The organism is Streptomyces sparsus (genome assembly GCF_054776295.1).
The window spans coordinates 1-580 of record NZ_BAAHCA010001679.1; the positions used below are offsets into that span (position 1 = coordinate 1).

Below are 580 nucleotides of genomic sequence, written 5' to 3' on the forward strand. Positions count from 1 at the left end.
CCGGGCGAGAGCCGCCCGGGCCAGGGCGGCGCACCCGGCGACAACCAGCAGCGGCCGAGCTGGGCCGGTGCCCGCGACGAGTTGATACCCGGGCAGCGGGGCCGCTACGGTGTCGACGCCCCGCGGGGTCACGAGGACCCCGAGGGCACCGGCGAGTTCGCCCGCCCCGGCTTCACCGGCGCCACCAGCGGCGCGCCCCACCAGGGCGCACCGTCCCAGGCCCGCCGCGAGGAGCCGCAGAACGGCCGGCAGGAGTACGGGAACCAGCAGGAGTACGCCGGCACCCAGGACTACGGCAACCGCGCCGACCAGGGCGGACACCAGGACTACGGCAACGGCCAGCAGCCGTACGACACCGGCAACTACCCGCTGCCCGCGGCCCCGCCGGCCCGCCAGGACGACACCACCGAGCTGGACTTCCCCATCGCCCCGACGGCCACCGCCGATGTGCGCACGCCGATATTCGAGGAGATGGAGACCAGTTGGTTCTCCGCCCGCAGCCGGCGCCCGGGCCCGCCCGAGCAGGCGCAGCCCGAGCCGGAGCGTGCTCCGGAGCCGGCGCCACTGCCGAGCCGGGCCC

Annotated in this window: 1 pseudogene; it reads left to right on the top strand. The window is 76.7% G+C overall.

Annotation, left to right across the window (positions count from 1 at the left end):
* Positions 1-580: pseudogene (locus ACYVE9_RS30270) on the top strand (hypothetical protein); the annotation flags it as partial.